Source organism: Streptomyces purpurascens, from assembly GCF_045040895.1.
GTDB classification, from domain to species: Bacteria; Actinomycetota; Actinomycetes; order Streptomycetales; family Streptomycetaceae; genus Streptomyces; species Streptomyces purpurascens.
Window position 1 is genome coordinate 8,080,193 of sequence record NZ_CP108341.1, and the last position, 20,709, is coordinate 8,100,901.

The 20,709-nt window shown below is 72.0% G+C and carries 16 protein-coding genes; 10 read left to right on the forward strand and 6 right to left on the reverse strand.

Going from position 1 to position 20,709, the window contains the following annotated elements:
- The first annotated feature begins 83 nt into the window (after positions 1–83).
- The 5 genes from OHU35_RS36760 (at position 84) to OHU35_RS36780 (ending at position 4,657) form a co-directional block, all read left to right on the forward strand.
- Entirely contained in the window at positions 84–1,364 is a 1,281-nt protein-coding gene (locus tag OHU35_RS36760; protein ID WP_229872842.1) for an ABC transporter substrate-binding protein, read from the forward strand.
- A 70-nt stretch (positions 1,365–1,434) separates the two neighbouring features.
- On the forward strand, positions 1,435–2,379 hold the full coding sequence (locus OHU35_RS36765) for a carbohydrate ABC transporter permease (protein WP_189722625.1): 945 nt from the start codon (positions 1,435–1,437) through the stop codon (positions 2,377–2,379).
- Positions 2,379–3,212, forward strand: a complete 834-nt coding sequence (locus tag OHU35_RS36770) for a carbohydrate ABC transporter permease (RefSeq protein WP_189722624.1) — start codon at positions 2,379–2,381, stop codon at positions 3,210–3,212. The genes OHU35_RS36765 and OHU35_RS36770 overlap by 1 nt, the downstream gene beginning before the upstream one ends.
- 26 nt (positions 3,213–3,238) lie before the next feature.
- Entirely contained in the window at positions 3,239–4,426 is a 1,188-nt protein-coding gene (locus tag OHU35_RS36775) for an ABC transporter ATP-binding protein (protein ID WP_189722623.1), read from the forward strand.
- A 153-nt stretch (positions 4,427–4,579) separates the two neighbouring features.
- Positions 4,580–4,657 (forward strand): 50S ribosomal protein bL37, encoded by a 78-nt coding sequence (locus OHU35_RS36780; RefSeq protein WP_370443954.1) that lies wholly within the window; start codon positions 4,580–4,582, stop codon positions 4,655–4,657.
- Between the two features lie 335 nt (positions 4,658–4,992).
- Here OHU35_RS36780 and OHU35_RS36785 read toward each other — a convergent pair whose 3' ends face one another.
- Complete coding sequence (locus OHU35_RS36785; RefSeq protein ID WP_405508371.1) at positions 4,993–6,078, reverse strand: M12 family metallopeptidase; 1,086 nt, start codon at positions 6,076–6,078, stop codon at positions 4,993–4,995.
- Positions 6,079–6,173: 95 nt separating this feature from the next.
- On the opposite strand from OHU35_RS36785, the gene OHU35_RS36790 reads away from it, so the two are divergent.
- Positions 6,174–7,922 carry a LuxR C-terminal-related transcriptional regulator gene (locus tag OHU35_RS36790; protein ID WP_405508373.1) on the forward strand — a complete coding sequence of 583 codons (1,749 nt, stop codon included), beginning with the start codon at positions 6,174–6,176 and terminating at the stop codon, positions 7,920–7,922.
- A 78-nt stretch (positions 7,923–8,000) separates the two neighbouring features.
- Here the strand turns inward: OHU35_RS36790 and OHU35_RS36795 are convergent, their stop codons facing one another.
- Positions 8,001–10,568, reverse strand: coding sequence for a CHAT domain-containing protein (locus tag OHU35_RS36795; protein ID WP_405509394.1), 2,568 nt, complete (start codon positions 10,566–10,568; stop codon positions 8,001–8,003).
- Between the two features lie 189 nt (positions 10,569–10,757).
- On the opposite strand from OHU35_RS36795, the gene OHU35_RS36800 reads away from it, so the two are divergent.
- The 3 genes from OHU35_RS36800 (at position 10,758) to OHU35_RS36810 (ending at position 13,329) form a co-directional block, all read left to right on the forward strand.
- Positions 10,758–12,188, forward strand: a complete 1,431-nt coding sequence (locus tag OHU35_RS36800) for a S8/S53 family peptidase (protein WP_405508375.1) — start codon at positions 10,758–10,760, stop codon at positions 12,186–12,188.
- Between the two features lie 62 nt (positions 12,189–12,250).
- The gene (locus OHU35_RS36805) at positions 12,251–12,826 is read left to right on the forward strand and encodes an RNA polymerase sigma factor (RefSeq protein WP_184587888.1); all 576 of its coding nucleotides are present in this window, start codon (positions 12,251–12,253) and stop codon (positions 12,824–12,826) included.
- Positions 12,823–13,329 carry a hypothetical protein gene (locus tag OHU35_RS36810; RefSeq protein ID WP_372498820.1) on the forward strand — a complete coding sequence of 169 codons (507 nt, stop codon included), beginning with the start codon at positions 12,823–12,825 and terminating at the stop codon, positions 13,327–13,329. Before OHU35_RS36805 ends, OHU35_RS36810 begins: the two co-directional genes overlap by 4 nt.
- Positions 13,330–13,360: 31 nt before the next feature.
- Here the strand turns inward: OHU35_RS36810 and OHU35_RS36815 are convergent, their stop codons facing one another.
- The 3 genes from OHU35_RS36815 to OHU35_RS36825 all read right to left on the reverse strand — a co-directional run bounded on the left by OHU35_RS36815 (position 13,361) and on the right by OHU35_RS36825 (position 17,787).
- Positions 13,361–14,584: a cytochrome P450 gene (locus tag OHU35_RS36815; RefSeq protein WP_359889720.1), complete on the reverse strand. Its 1,224-nt coding sequence runs from the start codon at positions 14,582–14,584 to the stop codon at positions 13,361–13,363.
- A gap of 67 nt (positions 14,585–14,651) precedes the next feature.
- Complete coding sequence (locus OHU35_RS36820) at positions 14,652–15,440, reverse strand: N-formylglutamate amidohydrolase (RefSeq protein WP_405508378.1); 789 nt, start codon at positions 15,438–15,440, stop codon at positions 14,652–14,654.
- A gap of 127 nt (positions 15,441–15,567) precedes the next feature.
- The gene (locus OHU35_RS36825; RefSeq protein WP_359889726.1) at positions 15,568–17,787 is read right to left on the reverse strand and encodes an NADP-dependent isocitrate dehydrogenase; all 2,220 of its coding nucleotides are present in this window, start codon (positions 17,785–17,787) and stop codon (positions 15,568–15,570) included.
- 187 nt (positions 17,788–17,974) lie between these two features.
- Between OHU35_RS36825 and OHU35_RS36830 the strand changes: the two genes are divergently transcribed.
- Positions 17,975–19,531 (forward strand): M1 family metallopeptidase, encoded by a 1,557-nt coding sequence (locus OHU35_RS36830; protein ID WP_189722615.1) that lies wholly within the window; start codon positions 17,975–17,977, stop codon positions 19,529–19,531.
- Positions 19,532–19,541: 10 nt separating this feature from the next.
- Here the strand turns inward: OHU35_RS36830 and OHU35_RS36835 are convergent, their stop codons facing one another.
- Complete coding sequence (locus tag OHU35_RS36835) at positions 19,542–20,639, reverse strand: mechanosensitive ion channel family protein (RefSeq protein ID WP_189722614.1); 1,098 nt, start codon at positions 20,637–20,639, stop codon at positions 19,542–19,544.
- Between the last annotated feature and the right edge of the window lie 70 nt (positions 20,640–20,709).

Below are 20,709 nucleotides of genomic sequence, written 5' to 3' on the forward strand. Positions count from 1 at the left end.
AGGTGGTCTTTAGTGTTCGTCGAGAGGGATGCGCTGCGAGGTCCGAGTCCCGTGCCACCGTCCGGAAGCGAGGTGTGGAGCGCGTGCACGCGAGGGGACGTCCCCGAGGGACGCGATGGCTGCGGGCGTTCGCCGTACTGCCGTTGCTGGCGTCGGTGCTCGCGGCCTGTGGCAGTGACGAGGGCTCCGGTACGCCCACCCTCAACTGGTACAACTTCCCCGACGACTCCGGTGCGCTCCAGAAGGCGGCCGACCGGTGCGGCCAGGCCTCGGGCGGCCGCTACCGGATCAGCTACAACAAGCTCCCGCGCGCCGCGGACGGCCAGCGCCAGCAGATGGTCCGCAGGCTCGCCGCCGAGGACGACTCGCTCGACATCCTGGGTTTGGACGTCACCTGGGCGGCGGAGTTCGCCGAGGCGCGCTGGATCCGGGAATGGACGGGAGCGGCGAAGCGGCAGGCCGTCGAGGGCACCCTGCGCGTACCGCTGCGGACCTCGATCTGGAAGGGCAAGCTGTACGCCGTCCCGTACAACACCAACACCCAGCTCCTGTGGTACCGCAAGGACCTGGTGCCCACCCCGCCCAGAACCTGGGCCGAGATGCTGGACATGGCCGGCGCCCTCGCCCGGCAGGGCAAACCGCACTTCGTCGAGATCCAGGGCGCCCAGTACGAGGGCCTGACCGCCTGGTTCAACACGCTGATCAACAGCGCGGGCGGCTCCATCCTCAACGCGAGCGCGACCGCGCCTTCCCTCGGTCCTCCCGCCGTGCGGGCCGCCGGGATCATGCGTGATCTGGCGAAGTCCCCGGCCGCGGACCCCTCCCTGCCCAACCAGATGGAGGACCAGAACCGCCTCGCCATGGAGTCGGGGGTGGCGGCGTTCGAGCTCAACTACCCGTTCGTCTATCCGTCGATGAAGGCGAACAACCCCGAGCTGTTCAAGAACTTCCGCTGGGCGCCGTATCCCCGGGTCGACGCGAACCGCCCGGCACGGCCCACCATCGGCGGCATCGACCTGGCGGTGAGCGCCTACTCGCGCTACCCCGACCTGGCCTTCGAGGCGGCGCTGTGCCTGCGCAACCGGGAGAACCAGCTCACCGCCGCGCTCGAGGGCGGTCTGCCGCCCACGCTGCGCGCCCTGTACGACGAGCCCGCGTTCATGAAGGAGTACCCCTTCTCCAAGGACGTGCTGACCGCCCTGGAGTCCGCGAGCGTGCGCCCGATCACTCCGGTCTACCAGAACGTGTCGATCGCGGTCTCCCACACGCTGTCTCCGCCGTCCGGGATCAAACCGGAGAGCTCCGTCAACACCATCAGGGAGCAGATCGACGATGCCCTGCGATCCGAGGGTGTGATCCCGTGAACCCTCTCTTCCCGCACCATTCCGTCGTCCGGCGCCGTAGTGCGCGGGCCTCGTCCTCGGGCGGCCCGAGATGAGCACGCGGGCGCAGGCGGCCGGAGCCCCGCCGCCCACCGAGGCGGGGCCGGACCGGGCGGCACTCTCCGCGGGCGCCCGGCAGGAGCGGCGGCTCGGCTGGCTGCTCTGCGCGCCCGCCGTCGTCGTCATGATCGCCGTGACCGCCTACCCCATCGGGTACGCCGTCTATCTGTCCCTCCAGCGGTACGACCTGCGCTTTCCCGGACAGGCGGACTTCGTGGGCCTGAGCAACTACGGGGCGGTGCTGTCCTCCCCGTTCTGGTGGGACGCCTTCTGGGTCACGCTGTTCATCACCGCCGTGTCCGTGGCGATCGAGCTGGTCCTCGGAATGGGGCTCGCCCTGGTGATGCACCGCACGATCTTCTGGCGCGGCGTCGTCCGCACGTCGGTCCTCATTCCGTACGGAATCGTCACCGTGGTCGCGGCCTTCTCCTGGCAGTACGCCTGGACCCCGGATCTCGGATACCTCGCAGAGCTGCTGCCCAGCGGGGAGGCTCCGCTGACCGAGCAGTGGCCCGCCCTCTGGCTGATCATCCTCGCCGAGGTGTGGAAGACGACGCCGTTCATGGCCCTGCTGCTGCTCGCGGGCCTCGCGCTGGTACCAGAGGAGACCCTGAAGGCGGCCATGGTGGACGGTGCCACCGCCTGGCAGCGCTTCACCAAGATCATGCTGCCGCTGATGAAGCCGGCCGTCCTGGTGGCACTGCTCTTCCGCACCCTGGACGCGTTCCGGATCTTCGACAACATCTACATCCTGACCGCGGGCGCCCAGGGGACCGGCTCGCTGTCGATCCTCGGGTACGACAACCTGTTCACCGCGCTGAACCTGGGCATCGGGTCGGCGATCTCGGTCCTGATCTTCATCTGCGTCGGGATCATCGCCTTCACGTTCGTCAAACTGTTCGGCACCGCCGCACCCGGCGCGGAGGTGAAGCGCTGATGGCCGCGGTGGGAAAGACGCATGGCGCCCGATGGGGTGTCCTGAACGTGGTGGTGGTGCTGTACGCCCTGTTCCCTGTGTGGTGGATCGCCGCGCTGTCGTTCAAGGACCCCGGCACCCTCACGGACGGCGACTACATCCCCAGGGACTGGACCTGGGAGAACTACCGGGGCATCTTCGAGACCTCCGAGTTCACCCGTGCGCTGATCAACTCGATCGGTATCGCCCTGATCGCCACGGTGATCGCGGTGGCGCTGGGCACCATGGCCGCCTACGCGGTGGCCCGGCTGCGGTTCCCCGGCAAGCGGGTACTCATCGGCATGTCACTGCTGATCGCCATGTTCCCGCCGATCTCCCTGGTGTCACCGCTGTTCAACATCGAGCGGATCATCGGGATCTTCGACACCTGGATCGGGCTGATCATCCCGTACATGACCTTCTCCCTGCCGCTCGCGATCTACACCCTGTCGGCGTTCTTCCGGGAGATCCCCTGGGACCTGGAGAAGGCCGCCAAGGTCGACGGGGCGACGCCCGCGCAGGCCTTCCGGCTGGTCATCGCGCCGCTGGCCGCGCCGGGCGTGTTCACCACGGCCATTCTCGTCTTCATCTTCTGCTGGAACGACTTCCTGTTCGCGATCTCGCTGACGTCCACCGAGGCCGCGCGCACCGTGCCGGCCGCGATCGCGTTCTTCACCGGGAGCTCCCAGTTCCAGCAGCCCACAGGGTCGATCGCCGCCGCCGCTGTGGTGATCACCATCCCGATCATCGTTTTCGTCCTGCTCTTCCAGCGGCGGATCGTCGCCGGACTGACCTCCGGGGCAGTCAAGGGCTGAACGGGGAAGGCAAGGAGGCACCACCCATGGCCGAGATCATCCTCGAGGGAGTCACCAAGCGCTTTCCCGACGGGTCCCTCGCCGTGAAGGACGTGGACCTCGACATCGCCGACGGCGAGTTCGTGATCCTGGTCGGTCCGTCCGGCTGCGGCAAGTCCACCACCCTGAACATGATCGCCGGACTCGAGGACATCACCGAGGGCACCCTGCGCATCGGAGACCGAGTCGTCAACGACCTCGCTCCCAAGGAACGCGACGTCGCCATGGTGTTCCAGAGCTACGCCCTGTATCCGCACATGAACGTCCGGGAGAACATGGGCTTCCCGCTGCGCCTGGCCAAGGTGGACAAGGACACCATCGACGCCAAGGTGACGAACGCCGCCCGGATCCTCGACCTGACCGAGCACCTGGACCGCAAGCCCGCCAACCTCTCGGGCGGTCAGCGCCAGCGGGTCGCCATGGGGCGGGCGATCGTCCGCGATCCCAAGGCGTTCCTGATGGACGAGCCGCTGTCCAACCTGGACGCCAAGCTCCGGGTACAGATGCGCACCCAGATCTCCCGGCTGCAGCGGAGCCTCGGCACGACCACCGTGTACGTCACCCACGACCAGACCGAGGCGATGACGCTGGGCGACCGTGTCGTGGTCATGAGACAGGGCCTGGTCCAGCAGATCGGCACCCCTGCCGAGCTGTACGACCTGCCGCGCAACATCTTCGTCGCGGGCTTCATCGGCTCCCCGGCGATGAACTTCGTGAACGCCGCCCTGGAGGAAGGTGCCCTGCGCTCGCCCCTGGGCGACCTGACCCTCGACGACCGTACGAGGCAGGCGCTGGAACGCCAGAACGCGCCCCGCGAGGTCATCGTCGGGCTGCGACCGGAGGCATTCGAGGACGTGGCCCTGTCGCACGACCGGGACCGGACGGGCCCGGTCTTCACCGCCACCGTGGAGGTACTGGAGTCGCTGGGCTCCGATGCGTATGTCTACTTCGCCGCGGAGGGCGGGCCCGCGACGACCGCCGAACTGGAGGAGCTCGCCAAGGAGTCCGGCCTGCGCGACACCGGCGCCGACACCAGTCACCTCGTGGCCCGCCTGGACGCCGCCACGCGTGCCCGCGAGGGCGAACCGGTAGAGCTGCTGGTCGACATGGCCAAGGCACACGTGTTCGACCCGGCGACCGGAGCCAACCTCACGCATCCAGTGCGGGCGGACTGACCGGGCACCGCCCACGCACCACCGTGACGTAGGCCACCCATGTGCATGCGCATCGGGTGTGTTTGCCGTAGTCATGGGTGGAAAGGCGCTCTGTGATCACCGGATGCGACAATCCGGTGGATAGTGACCAAGAAGCAAGAAAGAGGAGGTTCGATGTCCTCGAAGCGACGTCGCAAGAAGAAGGCCCGCCGCAAGAACGGCGCGAACCACGGCAGCCGTCCGCAGTCCTGACGAAGTCCCGCGGACGCGCCGACGCATTCGGGTGGGTGGCACATGCCACCCACCCGAATGCGTTCGCAGGCACGGTACGACCAGGTTCCGTCAGGGTCTTCAGCATCGTCCGGGCGAAGTGCTGCCACTGGGCCTCGGCCCGGGCGAGTTCCTCGGGGTCCCGCTCCACGGCCCGGCGGCGGTTCCAGAAGGTCCGTCGACCGTGCGCCCCCGCCCCGGCCGTGAACCAGGACATGGCGTGGTCGAGGACGTCACCCACCCCCATGGGCGACGTCCTCGACCGCTCCCCCGGTGCCGGACTGTGGCTCAGGTGCCCGCGCGGCGCGTAAGTGCTGTCACCAGCACATCACCGCCGTCTCGCCGGAACCCCAGGCGGAGTACAGGCGTACGCGGACGTGGTAGCGGCGGCCCTTGACGAGCCGGGCGCTGATCGTGGCGTTCTGCGCGGTCCCTCCGTCGTCCTGCCCGGCGAGGTAACGGGGCTCCCCGTCCCGCTCCTCGAAGACCACGACGACGGCGTCGCTGTCGCCGAAGGTGCCCAGCGTGTAAGTGCGGGTCTCCGGCGGGTCGATGACGAAGTCGGCCTGTTCGCCCGGGCCGAGACCGAGCGGGGCCGAGTGGAACGGCACCAGTTCGCACGGTCCCGGAGGATCCGCCGGCGGATACCAGCGGAGCACGAACTCCTTGTCGGCGGCGGACAGGGTGCCGGGCGGGTTCAGACCCGCGCGGTACTGCTCCGGCTCCAGGACCAGCCCCGACGAGAACGGGTACTCCATGATCGACTGCGGGTCCCAGACGGAGCCGTTGACCTCGTCCGGGTCGAGCTTGCGCAGAATGTTGTAGTGCGTCCTCTCCCGGCTCCAGTGGTGGGGCGGGCCCGCCAGTTCGGCGTACACCGCCTCGTCGTCCCAGTGGATGCCGGCGAACGGGCTCTGGTGCTCGTGCAGCATGCCGAGCGCGTGCCCGATCTCGTGCAGGGCCGTCCCGCGCTCCCCGGGCGCGGTCAGGTCCCAGCCGAAGTTCATGGTGCGCTCGTGCCGGCCGGCCAGGAGCGCGTCGCGGCCCACGGCCGACCAGGAGCCGTCGCCGAGCTGGAACCCGATGCGCAGTTCGGCCTCCGAGCGGTCGTCGACCTCGGCGAAGGAGATCCCGGCGCCGAGGCCCTGCCACTCCCGGAAGCACGCGCGCACCACGTCCCGCTGCTCCTCGGCGCCGGCCCACGACACGCGTCGCGTCATCCCCCTCCCCGGCACGGGGATGACGGACGCGTCGGTGTCGCCGTCGAAGAACCAGTAGTGCAGAACAGTGCCGTTGACCCACATCCGCCGACCGCTCGCGAGCGCGCTCAGCCGCTCGGCCGCCAGCCCCGGTGCGAAGGCGGGCGCCGGCGCCTGAGCCAGCGAGCAGTAGCGTGCGGTCATGGCCACAGCCTGCCCCGCGGGCCGTCCCGGGCGCCTGAGTCGGGGGCTACTCAAGTCGCCCTGTATCAGAAGTGAGTAGCCGCGCTCATGTCTGTGTGACGACTTACGAGCGGGACGCGACGACGCCCCTGGAGCTGCCCTGGCCGTTCACCGGGCGGGAGGACGAACTCGAGCTGGTCCGCAGGGCCCTGACCGGCGGACGCCGCGGCATCGTGGTGACGGGCCCGGCGGGCTGCGGCAAGACCCGCCTAGTCACCGAGGCGGTCCGCGGCACCGACTGCGCCCGGGCGGCCGGTACGCCCGAGAGCCGCGCCCTTCCCTTCGCCGCGTTCGCCCATCTGCTGCCCGAGACGGTCACCCTGCACCGCGCGGTCCGGCTCCTGGCCGGCGTACGGACATTGGTCGTGGACGACGCGCACCTGCTCGACGACGCCTCCGCCGCCCTGGTCCACCAGCTCGCCGTGCACGGCCGCACCCGTCTGCTGGTCGTCGCCACGGACGGCTCCCCGGTGCCCGGCGCGATCTCCCGGCTGTGGACCGGGGAACTCCTGCCGCGCCTCACCCTGGAACCGCCGGCCGAGGAGGAGAGCGCACAGCTCCTCACGGCCGGCGCCGGCCCTCTCGACCCGCTCACCGCAGGCCGGCTGCGCCGCCTGAGCCAGGGCGATCTACGGCTGCTGCGCGACCTGCTGGGCGCGGTGCGCGGGCGGCTCACCCACGTCCCGGGCACCGACGAACGCGCGTGGCGCGGCCCGGTGCCGCTGACCACGGCCGTGCGGGAGCGCACCGCCTGCGTCCTCGACCGCACCTGCCCCCGCGAACGCGAGACCCTGGACCGCCTCGCCTTCGCCGAACCCCTGCCGCTGCGGCTGGACGACGCGGACATCGGGGCCCTGGAAGTCCTGGAGTCCGACGGCCTGATCCGCGTCGACGACGCGGGCACCGTCCGCCTCGCGCACCCCCTGCACGGCCCGGTGCTCAGGGCCGCGGCCGGCCGGCTGCGGGCGCGCCGGCTGGCCCGGACACCGGACGTGTACGCCGCCGCCCTCGACGCCGAGTCGGCCGCACTGGCGCACGGGATCGAGCAAGCAGACGTACGGGCCGTGCCCACGCCGGTGGGGGAGTGGCTGGTCGCCGAGGGCGGCACGCTGCCGTGCGAATACGCCGCCGTACGCGCCCGGTTCGCCCGGCTGCGCGGGGAGTTGCGGGAAGCGGCGGCCTGGGCGCGAGAGGGGCTGCGCGGCACGCCCTCGGACGCGTCCTGCCAGGACGAACTCGACCGTGCCTCCGCCCAGTCGGGAGAGCCCACCCTGGACGGCCGGGGTGACCTCGACACGGTCCTCGCGGACCTCGCCGACCCCTACGACGCCGTCCGCCTCGGCGCCCCCGAGAAGGTCATCGACCGGCTCACCGGCGTCTTCGCCCGGCACGCCGACGCGCTCACCCGCGCCGACGGCCCGGCCCTGGACGAGGTCGCCGGGGAACTGGAGCGCCGCGGCTTCACGCTGTTCGCCGCCGAGGCGCACGCCCAGGCCGTGGGGGCACACCGCGATCCGCGGGCCGCCCGGCACTCCCGCACCCGGGCCGTGGCCCTGGCCCGGCGCTGCCAGGGCGCCCGCACACCGGCGCTGTCCGGGCTGGTCCTCGGCGAACTCACCGCCCGGCAGCGGCAGATCGTCACCCTCGCGGCGGCGGGCCTGAGCAACCGGCAGATCGCCGAACGCCTCACCCTGTCGATCCGCACCGTCGGCAACCACCTGTACAGCGCCTACGCCCGGCTCGGCGCGAACGACCGCGGCGCCCTGCCTTGGCTCACCGAAGTGCCGGAGGCCCAACCGGCCTGAGTCACCCGGGAGACCGGCGGCCTGACCCGCACAGGGGACGGGTCAGGCCGCCTTTCAGCCCGCCCGCGAGCCCCGCCCTCAGGCCGCCCCGAACGCCGAGAACGCCCACCCCGTGGCCTGGTGCAGCGCGTCACCCGGCAGGGCGGACCGGGCGTCGCGCAGCGCCTCCGCCAGGGACAGCCCGGCGTCGAGGCCCTTGTGCAGCGCCAGCATCAGCGGCACCACCGCGGCGTCGTTGACGGGCGCGCTGCACGCCACCACCCCGGCCGTGCCCAGCGGCAGCAACGCGGTGACCAGGCCGAGCAGTTCGTCGGCGCCGACGGAGGCGAGGCGGGCGGTGTCGCAGCAGGACAGGATGATCCGGTACGGGCTGCGGTCCAGCCGCTCGAAGTCGTGCACGACGATCGGCCCGTCGGCCATCCGCAGGGAGGAGAACAGCGGGCTGTCCGCGCGGAACGTGCCGTGCGCGGCGATATGGGCCAGGGCGGCCCCGTCCAGCTCCTCCAGCACCCGCGGCACGCGCGCCTCGCCGTCCTCCAGGACCGTCGCGCAGCCGTACCGCCCGGCCAGTTCGGGCACCTCGGCGCCGCCCGTCGCCAGGCCCGGGCCGCGTACCAGCACATGGCAGCCGTCCGGCGGCGGCGCGGTCTCCCGGGCACGCAGCCAACTGCCCGCCGACGGCGACACGCTGAGCACCCGCTCCCGCAGCGACGGCAGCAGCGCCCACGGCACCCGGTGCAGCCGCCCCGGCGGCACGACCACCACCGGGCCGCCGCCCAGCTGCGCCGCCGCCGGGCCGAGCAGCAGCTCCTCCAGCCGGCGCCCGGCCGCCTCCACCACCGGAAGGCGCGCCTCGGCCCCGGGATGGGCCAGCCGCCGCAGCCCGGCCTGTACGTGCTCGGCCTCCGTCTCCGCCTCGGCCAGCAGCCCGGCCTCGAACCTGCGCACCCGCCCCTGCCCGCACAGCAGCACCTGCACCCGCCCGTCGAGCACGGCGAGCTCCACCAGCCGTACCTCGTCGCCCAGCCGCTCCAGCAGCCTGCCGACGTCGAAGCGGTCCCCGTCCCCGGGCGCCTCGCCCCGCATGTGCAGGGTCCGGGACCGGATCTCCCGCTCCAGGCGCCGCTGTTCACGCTCCAGCGCCACAACCGGCCGCCCCTCCATCCGGGCGGCCTCCGCACGGGAGGCGATCTCGCGGAACGCGGTCATGCCGCTGAGCAGTTCCGGGTCGGCGGGCGGCCGGGTCGGCGCCGTGGACAGCACGGTGGCCCGCCAGCGCTCGCTCCACACCAGCAGCCGCCGCGGCCCGCCCGAGACCAGACTGGCCCGCTGGGCGAGCGCGGCCAGTTCAGCGCCCTGCTCGGTGGCCCGCGCCCTCAGCTCCGAGGCGCCCAGCGTCATCCGGTGGTCGTCCAGCACGTCCAGACCCCGCCGGCAGGCCTCCAGCACCCCCCGGGCCGACCCGGCGGACCGCGCCCGCAGCGCCTGCGCCGCCCAGCCCGTCATCCGCGCCAGCGGCGGACCGCCGCGCCTGCTGCGGGCGGCGACGGCCAGATGCCGCTCCGCGTCCGCGGTCCAGCCCAGGCCCAGCGCGATCCGGCCCGCCAGCAGCGACGCCTCCGGCGCGGCCGGCGCCCCGAAGGAGGCCAGCTTCTCCGCCACCGCGGCGGCGTCGGCGACCAGCCGGCCCGACCCGCGCCCCGCCGCGTGCCGCGCCTCGATCAGCACCAGCCGGGCGTGCGTCTCCCACCAGGTGCGCCGCTGCCCGGCGAACAGCCGTACCGCGAGAGCGGCACGGGCGATCGCGGTGTGCGGATCCCCGGCCAGCCGGGCGGCCCGCGCGGCGGCCAGCAGCAGCTCCGCCTTGCGCGTGGACTGCCCGCCGATCCCGTCGAGCTTCCTGATCGCCGCGTCCGCCTCGGCCAGTGCCTCGGGCGCCAGTCCGGCCGCCATCAGCACCTCGCAGCGCCGGATGTTCAGCATGAACGTCGGCGTGCCGAGCCGGGCGTACCGCTCCTCCGCCTCGTCGAGCAGCCGCAGCGCCACCGGCACGTCACCGGACCGGAACGCGGCGAGCCCCCGGCTCTCCACCGCGTCCGCCTTGTCGTGCTCCTGGCCGGTGGTGTCCCACAGCGCCTCGGCCGCGGTGAAGTCCGCCTCGGCGCGCTCCACCGACCCCAGCGCCAGATGCACGGTCGCCCGCAGGGTCAGCGCCCGCGCCGTCCAGATCACGTCCTGAGCCTGCCGCAGCACGGGAACCGCCCGGCGTACGTCCTCCAGCGCCTCGCGATGCCGGCCGAGCACCCACCACACGTACGCCCGCCGGTACAGCACCCGCGCCCGCGTGTGCCCGGCGCCCCGCGCGACCCCCCGCTCGAACGCCGCCAGGCCCTCCCGGGTCCGCCCCGCGTGCACCAGCGCCACGCCCAGCGTCGCCAGCACGTCCGCCTCCCGGTCGGCCGAGTCCGCGCGCGCCGCGAAGTCCCGGGCGCGCCGCAGATGGTTCAGCGCGAGCCGCAGATCGCCGAAGTCCCGCTGCCAGATACCGATCACCTGATGGGCGACGGAGGCGTGCAGCGGGTCGGGGTCGGCGTCGAGCAGCGCCCGAGCCCTCGCGAGAGCCTCGCCCGGATCGGCGAACACCATCGGCAGCAGTGCCGCCACCGAGTCGCTTCCCGCTGTCACTCCTCGGATGGTAGTGGCCCCCGACCACACCACACAGGCTCGGCGCTGTATCAAATGACCGCCCGGCGGCTCATGTCGAGGAGGATCGGCGCGTACGGACGACCGCTCCGCCGCACCGACCGACGCCGTCGCCCAGTGGGAGGACCCGCCATGGCACCTCAGCGATTCCACGAGCAGTTCGATCAGATCCAGCGCTCGATGCCGGACGTCCCCCTCGCGATGGGCCCGGACGACTCGGCCGAGTTCATGTACGAGAAGGGCGTCGTCCTCGTCCGCGACGGCGAAGAGGCCGGCATCGTCGAGGACACCGTACGGGCGCACTTCACGGCGGCACCCGATCTCGACCAGGACCAGGTCCGCCGCGCCGGCCCGCGGGCCAACCGCAGCGGCATCACCCGGATCCGGGTCGGCGACCCCGGTGAGGGCGGCCGGGAAGCCGACCGCGCCGTCGCCCAGGCGCTGCGGTCCGTGCGCGAACGGGAGGACCGGGCCGGGCACCGGATGGCCGCCCGCAACCATGTCGTCCACATCGCGGTCAACGCCTGCCCCGGCGACGAACCGGTCCCCGTCCCGCTCAGCGAGCCGCTCAACCCGGCACCCGCCGACACGGCGTACGACCCGGACACCGCCGTCGGCGTCCTCGTCGTCGACACCGGGCTGATGAAGGACTACCGCTCCTGCGGCCTGCTCTCCCACACCGGCGGCGACGCCCAGGTCCAGGAGTGCGACGACCAGGGCATCCTCCAGCAGTACGTCGGCCACGGCACGTTCATCGCCGGGCTCGTCGCCGCCGTCGCGCCCAACACCGACATCACCGTGCGCGGCAGCCTCAACGACGCGGGCGCCATCCTGGAGTCCGAGTTCGGCGAGAAGCTCTTCGAGGCCGTCGACGCCGGCGGCTGGCCCGACGTCCTCAGCCTCTCCGCCGGCACCTCCAACGGCCGCACCGACGGCCTGCTCGGCGTGGAGAACTTCATGCGGGAACTGCGCGAGCAGCGCACCCTGCTGGTCGCCGCCGCGGGCAACAACGGCAGCGCGACGCCCTTCTGGCCCGCTGCCTACGCCGACCTGCCCGGCTGGGAGGACTCCGTACTGTCGGTCGGCGCCCTGCGCAGCGACGGCGAGTTCGGCGCCTGCTTCACCAACCACGGCCCCTGGGTCCGGGTCTACGCCCCCGGCGAGCGCCTCACCAGCCCCCTCACCGGCTTCGAGGCACCCGTCCCGTACGTGTACCAGCACTCCACGTACGACTCCTGCCGCTACGGCTTCCGCTACGGCTGCACCTGCCGGCACCCCCGTCACACCGGCGTGCTGAGCGACGAGAACGCCTCCGCGAAGCCGGACCAGGTGATGTTCGAGGGGTACGCGCAGTGGAGCGGCACCTCCTTCGCCACCCCCGTGACCGCGGGCATGGTCGCCGCCCATATGACGGCGCACAAGGAGACCGACCCGCGCGCGGCCCGGCAGCAACTGCTCGCCGCCAACACCGAGCTCGCCGAAGTGCGCGGGGCGCACGTTCCCGCGCTGCGTCCGCCCACCTGGCGCCCGGTCCCGGTCGTGCGCCTGGTCCCCGGCTCGTGAGGGCCGAAGCCGCCCCCTCCACGGCGTACCATGACCTGCCGTACTCGAGGGGTGGGGCTGCCGTGGACCGTACTGATGCCGGCGCGCTCGTCCAGGCCGCCGCCGACGGCGACGCGGCGGCCTGGAAGGCGCTCGTGGAGGGGCTGAGCCCTCTGGTGTGGTCCGTGGTGCGGGCCCACCGGCTCTCCGACGCGGACGCCCATGAGGTGTACCAGACCGCGTGGTTCCGCTTCGCCCAGCACCTCGGGCGGATCCGCGAACCCGGCAAGGCGGGCGCATGGCTGGCGAGCACGGCGCGCAACGAGTGCCTGAAGGTCATCCGGAGTTCGCAGCGGCTGACCCTGACGGACGATCCGCGGCTCCTGGACCGGGTCAGCGAGGAGGGCACGCCGGAACAGTCGCTGCTCGACTCCGAGGAGGCCGCCGCCCAGAGCGAACGCGTACGGCGGCTGTGGCAGGAGTTCGAGGAACTGGGCGAGCGGTGCCGGCAGTTGCTGCGCGTGCTGATGGCCACGCCGCCGCCCAGCTATCAGGACGTCTCCGCCGCGCTCGGCATCGCGGTGGGCAGCATCGGGCCGCTGCGTCAGCGCTGTCTGCGGCGTCTGCGGGCCCGGCTCGAGGCACGGGGGGCGATATGAGCGACGTGAACGGCGTGAACGACATGAACGATGACGACGCGTTCGACGAGGACGGCTGGGAGGACGACGAGTTCGACGCCGGGCTGCTGGAGGAGGAGCTGCGGCAGGCCGCCGCCGTCCTGGACCCGGTGCCGGCGGAGCTCCAGCAGATAGCCGTCGACGCGTACGCGCTGCACGACCTCGACGCCCGGGTCGCCGAGCTGACCTTCGACTCGCTGGTCGACGCCCTCCCGGTCCGGGGCGTCACCGACGCGCCCCGGATGCTGACCTTCCGGGCGGGCGAGGTGACCGTCGACATCGAGGTGACCACGCACGGACTGCTGGGACAGGTGCTGCCACCGCAGCCGGCCCGGATCGAGGTCCTGGGCGGCCCGCGGCCCGGCTCCCCGCTCACGGCCGACGACCTGGGCCGCTTCACCGGCGACGTACCGCTCTCCGGCCCGTTCGCGCTGCGGCTGCGGACCGGCGGGGACGTGGTGGTGACGGAGTGGCTGCGGGCCTAGGCCCCGGCCTCCCGGCTGCGGGCGCGCCCGGTCACCAGGTGCACGGCAGCGTCCGCGGCCCCCGGATCATCGTCCTGCGCCGCCACTCGACCTGGTCGGCGGGGACCGCGAGCCGCAGGCCCGGCAGCCGGTCCAGCAGGGTCCCGAGCAGCAGTTCGGTCTGGAGGCGGGCCAGGACGGCGCCGGTGCAGTAGTGCGGTCCGTTGCCGAGGGCCAGATGCGGGTTCGGGGCGCGGCCGGGGTCGATCCGGTCCGGCTCGGGGAAGACGTCCGGGTCGCGGTTGGCCGCGAGGTAGGAGACGTAGACCGGGTCGCCCGCGCGGATGCGGTGTCCGTGCAGGTCGACGTCCTCCAGGGCGATCCGCGCCAGGCCCACGGAGCTGCGGTGGGGGATGAAGCGCAGCAGCTCGTCCAGCAGTGCGTCACGGGCTTCGGGCCGCTCGTGCCACCACTGCCGCAACTCGGGCCGGGTGAGCAGCAGACAGAGCATCTGCCCGCAGTTGTGGGTGACGGCCTCGCCGCCGATCTGGAGCGGACCGGCGAGGCCGATCGCCTCCGTCCCGCTGATGTCGCCACGCGCCACGGCGGCGCCCAGCAGGGAGTACACGTCCTCGCCGGTGCTGTCCGCGCGGGAGCGGATCGTCTCCGTGATCCATCCGTACAGACTGTTCTTGGCCCGGTCGGCGGCCTCGGCCCCGCCCGAGGTGGAGATGATCTGCCGGGTCCAGGTGTGCACCCGTTCCCGGTCGGCGTCGGGTACGCCCATCACCTCGCTGACCAGGGCGATCGGGAACGGTTCGAGAACCCGCTCGATCAGCTCGGCCGGCGGCCCCTCCCGTACGACCCCGTCCACCAAGTCGTCGAGCATCTCCTGCGCGCGCGGCCGCAGCCGCTTCATCGCGCTGACGGTGAAGGCCCCGGCGACCGCCTTGCGCAGCCGGTTGTGGTCGGGCTGGTCGGCGAAGGCCAGCGAACCGGGCCGCGGCTTGAAGTGCGGTGCCATCCGCGTCACTTGACGTCCGGTCACCTCAGCGCGGCTGAACCGCGGGTCGTTGGTGATCAGCTTCACGTCGTCGTGGCGGGTGGCCAGCCAAGCCCATCCCTCGCCGAACGGCAGCCGGATCCGGGTCAGCGGCCCCTCGCGCATCAGCTCCGCGAGGACCGGGTCGAACTCCGTTCCGTCCAGGTCGAGGGCGGGCCAGTCCCGCACCGGGGGCGGCGCCTGGCCGGGCAGCGTGGTGGTCTCCTCCGTCATGCACCCACCCTCGCCGTGCCCCCGACGCTTGTCTCGCCGGAGTGCTCCAGCCGGTGACGTCCGGCGCTCAGCGGGACACGGCGTCGACGAGACGGGCCAGCGCGCCGGCCAGCCGCTCCAGTCCGGCCCCGGCGGGACCGCCCGGCTCGGTCATGTAGGTGTCGCGGCGGATCTCCACCATGAGCGCGCTGACCTCGGGCCGCTTCCCGTAGAACTCCAGGGGGACATAGGTCCCGCTGAACGGGCTGTCGAGCCCTGCATCCCCGAACGCCTCCCGGGCGGCGTCCAGCAGGCGGGGCGAGGTGTGGAACGGGTCGGTGCCGAGGCAGACCGCCGGCCGGGGACCGTCCCCGTGCAATTCGTACGGCAGCCTCCGGCTCGGGTAGGAGTGCACGTCGATGATCACGGCCCGCCCGGTGGCCGCCAGCCGGTCCGCGACGGCCCGTGTCATCGCCCGTGCGTACGGCCGGAAGTACCGCTCGACGAGCGGCTCGGGATCGATCCCCTCGGGCCGCAGCACATCGCCGTGCGTGGTCCGCGTGTACACCGCGCCCATACCGACGGCCCGCATCTCCTCCCGCTCGTCCGGAAACCGCTCCGGGTCGACGACCAGCCGCGACAGCCGATTGACGAACCGCCAGGGCGTCACCCCCGCGAGCCCGGCCGCCCTCTCGGCGATCTCCGCCGTGTGCGCGTCGGTGATGTGCCCGAGCTCCCGCTCCAGCTCCTCGTCCCCGAGCACGATCCCCGCGCGCACGTCATCGGGTATCTCCCGTGCGGAGTGCGGGACATGCAGGATCACGGGGGAGCGGCCGGCCCCGGCCAGCAGCTCGAAGGAGTGCGGGGCGTCGGTCATGGGGCGGCTCCGGGGGCGTGGTCGGTGGTGCGCGGAAGGGGCATGGCCTGACCCATCCAGAAACTCCGCCCCGGCCGGGCAGGGTGCCGGTCGGGGCGGAGTCAGTGGATCTGTGTGGGCCTGGGCGTCAGGAAAGGGACGCCAGGGTCTCGTTCCACGTGGTGGACGGGCGCATGGCCTGTGCGGCCTTCGCCGGGTCGGGCTGGTAGTAGCCGCCGATCTCGACCGGCTTGCCCTGGGCGGCGATCAGCTCGTCGACGATCTTCTGCTCGTTGGCCGAGAGCGTCTCGGCGAGCGGGGCGAAGGCCTTCGCCAGGTCCGCGTCGTCGGTCTGCTTGGCCAGCTCCTGCGCCCAGTACAGGGACAGGAAGAAGTGGCTGCCGCGGTTGTCGATGCCGCCGACGCGCCGGGTCGGGGACTTGTCCTCGTTGAGGAACGTCGCCGTGGCGCGGTCGAGCGTGTCGGCCAGGACCTGGGCGCGGGCGTTGCCCGTGACCTTCGCCAGCTGCTCGAAGGACGGCACGAGGGCGAAGAACTCACCCAGGCTGTCCCAGCGCAGGTAGTTCTCCCTGACCAGCTGCTGGACGTGCTTCGGGGCGGAGCCACCGGCGCCCGTCTCGAAGAGGCCGCCGCCCGCCATCAGCGGGACGACCGACAGCATCTTGGCGCTGGTGCCCAGCTCCAGGATCGGGAACAGGTCGGTCAGGTAGTCACGCAGGACGTTGCCCGTCACCGAGATCGTGTTCTCGCCGCGGCGGATGCGCTCCACCGACAGCTTCGTCGCCTCGACGGGGGACAGGATCCGGATGTCCAGGCCCTCGGTGTCGTGCTCCGCGAGGTAGGCGTTGACCTTGGCGATCAGGTTGGCGTCGTGCGCACGGGTCTCGTCCAGCCAGAACACCGCCGGGTCACCGGTGGCGCGGGCGCGCGTGACGGCCAGCTTCACCCAGTCCTTGATCGGCGCGTCCTTGGTCTGGCAGGCGCGGAAGATGTCACCGGCCGAGACGGTCTGCTCGATCAGCGCCGTGCCGTTCTGGTCGACCAGCCGGACCGTGCCCGTGACCGGGACCTCGAAGGTCTTGTCGTGGCTGCCGTACTCCTCGGCCTTCTGCGCCATCAGGCCGACGTTCGGCACCGAGCCCATGGTGGACGGGTCGTAGGCGCCGTTGGCCCGGCAGTCCTCGATCACGGCCTGGTAGACGCCCGCGTAGGAGGAGTCCGGCAGGACCGCGAGGGTGTCGGCCTCCTCGCCGTCCGGGCCCCACATGTGGCCGGAGGTGCGGATCATGGCAGGCATGGAGGCGTCGACGATGACGTCCGACGGGACGTGCAGGTTCGAGATGCCCTTGTCGGAGTCGACCATCGCCAGCTCCGGGCCCTCGGCGAGCTCGGCGTCGAAGGAGGCCTTGATCTCGGCACCCTCGGGCAGGCCCTCCAGGCCCTTGTAGATGCCGCCCAGACCGTCGTTCGGGGTCAGACCGGCCGCGGCGAGTTTGTCGCCGTACTGCGCGAAGGTCTTCGGGAAGAAGGCGCGCACCACGTGGCCGAAGACGATGGGGTCGGAGACCTTCATCATCGTCGCCTTCAGGTGCACCGAGAACAGCACGCCCTGGGCCTTGGCCTCGGCGACCTGCGCGGTCAGGAACTCGCGCAGCGCGGCGACCCGCATCACGGAGGCGTCGACGACCTCACCGGCGAGGACCGGTACGGACTCGCGCAGCACGGTGGTGGAGCCGTCGTCGCCGACGAGCTCGATGCGCAGCGCGCCGTCCTCGGCGATCACCACGGACTTCTCGGTGGAGCGGAAGTCGTTCTGGCCCATCGTCGCCACATTGGTCTTGGACTCGGAGGTCCAGGCGCCCATGCGGTGCGGGTGGGACTTGGCGTAGTTCTTCACCGAGGCGGGGGCGCGCCGGTCGGAGTTGCCCTCACGCAGGACCGGGTTCACGGCGGAACCCTTGATCTTGTCGTAGCGGGCGCCGATCTCGCGCTCCTCGTCGGTCTTCGGGTCGTCCGGGTAGTCCGGCAGCGCGTAGCCCTGGCCCTGCAGCTCGGCGATCGCGGCCTTGAGCTGCGGGATGGACGCCGAGATGTTCGGAAGCTTGATGATGTTGGCGGCGGGCGTCTTGGCCAGCTCGCCGAGCTCCGCGAGGGCGTCCGGGATGCGCTGGTCCTCGGTCAGGTACTCCGGGAACACGGCGATGATGCGCCCGGCCAGCGAGATGTCGCGGGTCTCCACAGCGACACCCGCCTGCGAGGCGTACGCCCGGACCACCGGCAGGAAGGAATACGTCGCCAGTGCGGGGGCCTCGTCAGTGTGCGTATAGATGATGGTCGAGTCAGTCACCGGGTGCTCCGCTCCACGTCTGCAACATTGCTCGACATCAAGATATCTCGTGAGCGACCTCGTCTCGACAGGGGTCCGCCGCCAGTTTCGGGCAACCGATCGGCCCGCTCCTTTGTCAGGGAGAGAGATCACTCACTCCCTGACACGGCCGGACCTGACCATCCGGCCGTCCGAGCGAAAGCGGACCATGAGATATCGCACCAGAGTGACGGCCCCGGCGGCCGCCCTGATCGGCACGGCGGCGGCTCTGACCACGGGGGTCCCGGCCCAGGCGGCCACCTCGAAAGAGTCCGGGCGGACGGACGCCTCCCCGGGCCCCGAGACCCTCGGCGACCCCGTCTTCCCCGCCCTCGGCAACGACGGCTACCGCGTCTCGGCCTACCACCTCGACTTCGCGTACGACGCCACGACCCGGCTCGTCGAGGCCACCGCGACCCTGACGATCCGCACCACCCAGCCCCTGAGCCGCCTCTCCCTCGACGCGCTCGGCCTGGACATACGCTCCGTCCGCGTCGGCGGCCGCACCGCCGGCTTCGAGCAGGTGGCCGAAAAGCTGCGGATCACCCCCGCGCGTCCGCTCCCGGCGAAGGCCCGGGTCACCGTGTGCGTGGCCTACACCGCCGACCCGCGCCGTGCTCTGCCGCACACCGGCTGGGTCGCCACACCGGACGGGTTCGCGGTGTGCTGCCAGCCGGACTCCGCGCACACCGTCTTCCCCTGCAACGACCACCCCTCGGACAAGGCCGATTTCACCTTCCGCCTGACCGTGCCCGGGGGACTGCGGGGCGTCGCGAGCGGCCGGCTCGTGCGCACCGAGCAGCTGACCGGCGACCGGACGGCGTACACGTACCGTTCCCGCTCGCCGATCGCCACCGAGGTGGTGCAGATCACCGTCGGCGACTATGTGATCAAGGACCGCCAGGGCCCGCACGGCCTGCCGCTGCGCGACGTCGTCCCCACCGCCCGCGCCGCCGCCCTGGAACCCGCCCTGGCGCTCACCCCGGCCCTGGTGGAATGGGTCGAGCAGCGGCTCGGGGCCTACCCCTTCGAGACGTACGGTCTGCTCCCGTGCAACTCGGACGACCCCCAGGCCTTCGACTTCACCGGCCTGGAGACGCAGACCCTCACGCTCTACAAGCCGAACTACCTCCTCCAGGAGGAGAGCAAGATCGGCTCGCACATGATGCACGAGCTGGTCCACTCCTACTTCGGCAACAGCGTCAGCCCCGCCACCTGGGCCGACCTGTGGCTGAACGAGGGACACGCCGACTTCTACGGGCTGCTGTACCGCTACGAGCGCGGCTGGGCCGACTCCCTGGGCCTGACCACCATGGAAGCCCGGATGAAGGACACGTACGCCCGCGGCGACCAGTGGCGCCAGACCTCGGGGCCGGTCGCGGCCCCGAACGCGGTCAACCTGTTCGACAGCCAGCGCTACCTCGGCGGCGTGCTCGTCCTGTACGCGCTGCGGCAGCAGATCGGCGAGGCGGCCTTCAGCGCCGTCGAGCGCGCGTTCCTGGAGCGCCACCGCGACGCCACGGCGTCCACGGAGGACTACATCGCGGTCGCCTCCGAGGTCTCCGGGCAGGACCTCACGGGCTTCCTGCGGGACTGGCTGTACGGGACGAAGACGCCCCGGATGCCGGGCCACCCGGACTGGACCGTGACGCCCGTGAAGCCGTCCCTCGCGGCTCCGCGGAACCGGAGGGACAGCGGGCACCACGACAACTCGGCGACCCTGTAGAGGCCGAGCCCTAGTCGAGCCGGGCGGACGTCATGTCGCCCGGCTCGAACGCGCCGGTCCGCTGCTGCGGGATGACGGTCGCGCCCTGCTGGAGCGCCACCGTGCGGGCCGGGGCGGGGATGCGGATGCCCTCCGCGCGGTAGCGCTTGTGCAGGCGCTTGATGAACTCGTGCTTGATCCGGTACTGGTCGCTGAACTCGCCGACGCCCAGGATGACGGTGAAACCGATGCGGGAGTCGCCGAAGGTGTGGAACCGGATGATGGGCTCGTGGTCCGGCACGGCGCCCTCGACCTCGGTCATCGTCTCGGCGATGACCTCGTTGGTCACGCGCTCCACCTGCTCCAGGTCGCTGTCGTAGGCCACCCCGACCTGCACCAGGATGGTCAGCTGCTCCTCGGGGCGCATGAAGTTGGTCATGTTCGCCTGCGCGAGCTGACCGTTGGGGAGCACGATGAGGTTGTTGGACAGGTTGCGGATCGTCGTCTGCCGCCAGTTGATGTCCTCGACGTAGCCCTCCTCGCCGCTGCTGAGCTGGATGTAGTCACCGGGCTGGACGGTCTTGGAGGCGAGGATGTGGATGCCCGCGAAGAGGTTGGCGAGCGTGTCCTGAAGCGCCAGCGCGACCGCCAGACCGCCGACGCCCAGGGCCGTGAGCATCGGGGCTATGGAGATGCCCAGCGTCTGGAGCACCACCAGGAAGCCGATCGCGAGGACCAGGATCCGGGTGATGTTGACGAAGATCGTGGCCGATCCGGCGACACCGGAACGGGACTGGGTGACCGTGCGCACCAGGCCGGTCACCACCCGGGCCGCCGACACCGTCGCGACGAAGATGAGCAGCACGGTCAGCACCTGGTTGGTGTGGTGCTGCACCGTCCGGGTCAGCGGCAGCACCGCCGCCGCGCCCGCCACGCCGCCCACGACCGCGGCCCACGGCACCACGGCCCGCAGCGCGTGCACGATGACGTCGTCCCCGCTCCAGCGGGTGCGGTCGGCGTGCCCGCCCAGCCAGCGCAGCAGGATGCGCAGCGCGAAGGCCGCCAGCAGGCCCGACGCCAGGGCGATGCCGGCGAAGACCAGGTCGTCCACCGTGAGAGCCCGGTTCACCGGTCACCTCCGGGGCGGAGAACCGCGGCGAACGCCTTCGTCGACGGCCGGATGTGAAGTCTCGTCACGT